Origin of the sequence: uncultured Ruminococcus sp. (assembly GCA_902785355.1) — a bacterium.
Classification (GTDB): Bacteria; Bacillota; Clostridia; order Oscillospirales; family Acutalibacteraceae; genus Ruminococcoides.
The window spans coordinates 1-4,271 of record CACZYF010000068.1; the positions used below are offsets into that span (position 1 = coordinate 1).

Below are 4,271 nucleotides of genomic sequence, written 5' to 3' on the forward strand. Positions count from 1 at the left end.
GAATGTGACTCGCTTCGCTCAAACAATCAATACAATTCATCCGCCTCCTTGCGGAGGCACCTTCCTTTCCCAAAGGAAGGCTTTTTAGGTTTTTCTACAGACTGAAACGCCTCCAAACGGAGGCGTTTCGCATTGTATTCCGGGTCAATAGGTAAAGGGGGATTGCATACCGGTGCCGATCGCCGGATTAGATGGCATTTCAGCGAGCCAGCGCATCACAAGCGCGACATCAATCGCGCCGATCTCCTCGTCGCTGTCTATATCAAACAGATAATCGCAGAACTCGGATACCTTTATCAAAGATAAGCTTCGTTGCGCGGTGGTAACGTCCAGCACGCTGACCTCATCATCTCCGTCGGCGTCGCCGAGCAGAAATTTAGAATTCCTGACAATGACGTCCACATCAACATATGCCCCGCCGGTATAGACGGTGATCGTTGTTCTGCCCTCGCTGACGCCATAATAAACAGGGCGGTCTTTATATAACCAGATCCCGCTTACATCGGGATCCTCCGAGCGCCAGCTCACCTTAGGGGTATCCTTCGACAGAAGCGAGCTTGCAGTGTAATTGAAGTCGGCTCCCCACGAAGGACGGGTCATGACGGTCGTGCGATCAAGCTCAACCGAAGAGAGCGAGAAAAGGTTTGCCGTATATTCGATCGGCGCTTCCGTACCGTTCTTGGTGATGCCGCTGATGCGGATATGCAGGGTGTCGTCGGCAGTGAAGTCGGCGACCTTGCAGATGATGCATCGGTCGATACCGAAGCTGCCGGTGTTGACGTAAAACGCAGCGTCCTCGCTTTTGCTGTTGACCGTCCAGCTTCTGCCCTGTGTCTCGGAGCGGATCTCAACGGAAATCTTATCCGCGACAGGATCATCGTATGAGGCGCCCAGGCTGACGGTGATAAGCGAGCCGACAAAGAGATCGAGCGGCGTGTTCGCAGCAGGCCACGCGATATAATCGCCCGCAAAGCGACCTTCACGGCTCCTGTCCAGAGAATACATAGCGGTGAAATCGCCTACCTCGCCGAATCCGGTGTACTTCATCATCGGATTCAGTATCCATCGGCGGTGACCTGCGCGGTCGATATTGCTCTTATTAGAGTCATCCATCCATCCGTTCTGGAAAGAGAGCGGCAGGCTCTCGTGTCTCCATGCGATGTTACATTTGCCTGCGCCTTCCTTGCCAAGCTCATAGAGCTCATCGGACATTCCCTCGGGCTGATCGGGATAATGCGAGAGCGTATTGTTAGCGGCGTTGACCAGCATACCCGCCTGAGCAAGCTCGTTATACGCTTCGTCGATCTCAACATCACACGGCAGACCCGCCACGTACCGGTAAAAATTGAGGACGTTCAGCGCCTGGGTATAGGTGCTGTCGTCGAGCTTTCCAAGCCGATAATCCGCAGGATCCAGCGAGTATTCCTGAGCGTATCCGTCGACATGACTCAGATCGATATCAAGCTCCTTCGCCTTTGCAATGATCTCTTCTCTGGTCGGATAGTTCAGGTAAAAAGGATCGCCGGTACCGTAATAATAGTTGTCGATCCACGTTTCGCGTGCTCCCGCAGCAGCGGAACATACGGAACAAACCATAATAAACGTTAACGTAAAAGAAAGCAGCTTTTTCATCATGGACCTCCTGTTTTTCTTTCACTCTCGCCATGATCGATGTATCATCCTATTTTTATTATAACACACAGATATTTTTGTGCAATATATTCAGATGTATAAATTACTTCTTACTTTTTATGCTGATTTCACATAATTCCGCGGTTATATTTCAGCGTCAGTATCCGCATAAGCTTTGTATCGAGCTGTTCCTCGGTGATACTGCCGTCGCTGAGCTTCTGCTCGATCGCGGAGATATATGCGTCGAGGTTATCGGGACAAAGGATCAGGTCGATATCTGCGTCGAAGATTCCCTGCACGATCTCGTCAAAATGATAGTTTTCCGTGATCGCGCCCATCATCATGCTGTCGGTCACGGTCACGCCGTTGTAGGCGAGATTCCCTCGAAGAAGCGACGGGACGATGACCTTGGAGAGCGTAGCGGGCTTGTCGTCGAGCGCGGGAACGGTCAGATGACCGATCATCACCATATCGGCGCCCGCCTCGATCCCCGCCTTGAAGGGCAGCAGCTCGCCCGATTTCAGCTCGTCGGCAGTCTTGCTGACGGACGCGAGTCCGTTATGACTGTCCTCCAGGGTATCGCCGTGACCGGGAAAATGCTTGAGCGAGCATAGTACCCCGCCTTCATGAAAGCCCGCAACAGCCGACGAAACCAGCGACGCCGCCTCGTTATAATCATCGGAATAGGCGCGTTCGGCGATGACAGTGTTCTCGGGATTCGTCCACACATCCGCGACGGGCGCGAAATCGAGATTGAAGCCGAAGCCGCGGATATCCGACGCGATGGCGCGCGCATTGTCACGGGCTGTCTGAGCGCCCTGCTCCCTGTAGGTGTACATATCGGAGAAGACGGTGGTTCCCAGCTTCTCGGCGCAGCGGGCGACGGTGCCGCCCTCCTCGTCCACACCGATGAACAGCGGCGTCTTTGAATAGCTTTGGGTATTGGTGATCATGGTTTTGACCTGTTCGGCGTCGATCAGGTTGTCCGAGAAGTAGATCACGCCGCCGACGGGATACTGCTCAATCGCGGCTTTTGTCTGATCGCCCGCCATGATCACGCTGTCTGCACCGGTGATCGCCTCGGGAGTCGCGATAAACAGCTGACAGATCTTCTCCCGCGCGGTCATGCCCGCGATATACTGCCTTGCCTTTTCGGCGGAACCGGGCTCGGCAGGGGCTTCGGTCTCCGTCTGCATGACGGTTGCGTCGACCGCCTGATACGGGGGCGGGTCGATGTCGGGCTTGATGAAAAACTGCGTCCACACCGCGATCCCGATGCAGACGAGCCCCACCGCGAACAGGACGATCCCGATGATGAGCCCGACTTTTTTGCCGGTATTCTTACGTTGTGTCGCCGGTTCCCGATAATGCCGTGCCATGTGATCAGCTCCCTTTATCAATCGTCATTGTGAAGCCCTGTGGCTATATCAACTGTTTTAATAGTATTCTGTTTTGAGATAGCTGTCAATAGAAAAACGCAAAACAAAAGGAGCTCCCGCGTGGGGAGCTCCGTATCTGCTACAATTCACAGGAAGTATTTATCAGACAATACCCTGCAGAAGCATTGCGTTCGCAACGCGCTCGAAGCCTGCGATGTTCGCGCCGGCGATCAGATCGTCGCCCAGGTTGTACTTCTTGCAAGCAGCGATGGACTGATTGAAGATGTTGACCATGATGTTCTCCAGCTGAGCGTAGACGTCGTCAGCGGTAAAGACGGTGTGACCCGCGTTCTGGCTCATCTCGATGCAGGAGCAAGCTACGCCGCCGGCGTTAGCAGCCTTGGAGGGTCCGATAACGACGTTGTTCTCCTTGAGGTACTCGATCGCCTCGTTGGTGGTGGGCATGTTAGCAGCCTCGCACAGGAACTTGGTGCCGTTCTCGACCATCTTCTTGGCATCCTCGATGCGGATCTCGTTCTGAGTTGCGCAGGGGATGTACAGGTCAGCCTTAACGCCCCAGGGCTTCTCACCCGGGAAGAACTTCGCGTTCGGATACTTCTCGGCATAGGGAGAGCAGATATTCTTACCGGAGCCGCGCAGCTCGAGCAGGTAATCGATCTTGTCGCCGCTGATACCGTCCTCGTCGAGGATGTAGCCGTCGGGACCGGAGATGGTGATGACCTTCGCGCCGAGTTCAGTCAGCTTCAGAGCGGTACCCCAGGTAACGTTACCGAAGCCGGACAGAACGACCTTCTTGCCTGCGAGCTCCTCGCCGAAGTGCTTGAGCATCTCGCGCGCATAGAAGACTACGCCGTAACCGGTAGCCTCGGCACGACCCGCCAGACCGCCGTTCTCGGTGCCCTTACCGGTCAGAGTGCCGTCATAGCAATCACGGATACGCTTGTACTGACCCATCATGAAGCCGATCTCACGACCGCCTACGCCGATGTCGCCTGCGGGAACGTCGGTATCGGGACCGATGTGACGGAACAGCTCGGTGATGAAGCTCTGGCAGAAGCGCATGATCTCCATATCGGACTTGCCGTTGGGATCAAAGTCGGAACCGCCCTTACCGCCGCCGATCGGCAGACCGGTCAGAGAGTTCTTGAAGATCTGCTCAAAGCCGAGGAACTTGATGATACCGATATATACGGACGGATGGAATCTCAGACCGCCCTTGTACGGGCCGATAGCGGAGTT

At 54.8% G+C, this 4,271-nt stretch carries 3 protein-coding genes; all 3 read right to left on the bottom strand.

The window, feature by feature from the left end; genetic code table 11:
• Window positions 1–144 precede the first annotated feature (144 nt).
• Window positions 145–1,632 carry a hypothetical protein gene (locus R2I50_RS09995; RefSeq protein ID WP_316608997.1) on the bottom strand — a complete coding sequence of 496 codons (1,488 nt, stop codon included), beginning with the start codon at window positions 1,630–1,632 and terminating at the stop codon, window positions 145–147.
• A gap of 128 nt (window positions 1,633–1,760) precedes the next feature.
• Window positions 1,761–3,011, bottom strand: a complete 1,251-nt coding sequence (locus tag R2I50_RS10000) for a glycoside hydrolase family 3 N-terminal domain-containing protein (protein ID WP_316608998.1) — start codon at window positions 3,009–3,011, stop codon at window positions 1,761–1,763.
• Window positions 3,012–3,173: 162 nt separating this feature from the next.
• Window positions 3,174–4,271: Glu/Leu/Phe/Val dehydrogenase dimerization domain-containing protein (locus R2I50_RS10005; protein WP_316608999.1), on the bottom strand; the 1,098-nt coding region annotated here is incomplete at its 5' end.